General features: G+C 63.4%; 1 protein-coding gene. It reads right to left on the bottom strand.

All coding sequences use genetic code 11. The features are described 5' to 3' along the window. A partial coding sequence (locus tag ASE56_RS17365; RefSeq protein ID WP_200914057.1) for an SDR family oxidoreductase occupies positions 1-243 on the bottom strand: 243 nt, incomplete at both ends.

The raw sequence follows: 243 nt of genomic DNA, 5'->3' as shown, positions 1-243 counted from the left end.
TAGGAAGCTTCGTCAGAAAGCAGCCATAGTACGGCCGCGGCGATTTCATCGGCGCGGCCTTCCCGCTTCATCGGGATCAGCGCACGCATCCTTTCGATCCTGTCCGGCTGGCCGCCGGAGGCGTGGATTTCGGTGTCGATCATGCCCGGCCGCACCGCATTGACGCGAACACCCTCGGTCGCGACTTCCCGGGCAAGCCCCACGGTAAATGTGTCTATGGCCCCCTTGGACGCGGCATAATCG

The sequence above is a fragment of the Microbacterium sp. Leaf203 genome, from assembly GCF_001421275.1.
Taxonomy (GTDB): domain Bacteria; phylum Actinomycetota; class Actinomycetes; order Actinomycetales; family Microbacteriaceae; genus Microbacterium; species Microbacterium testaceum_A.
The sequence above is the reverse complement of the archived record's forward strand: the minus strand, read 5'-3'. Positions and strand labels throughout refer to the sequence as shown.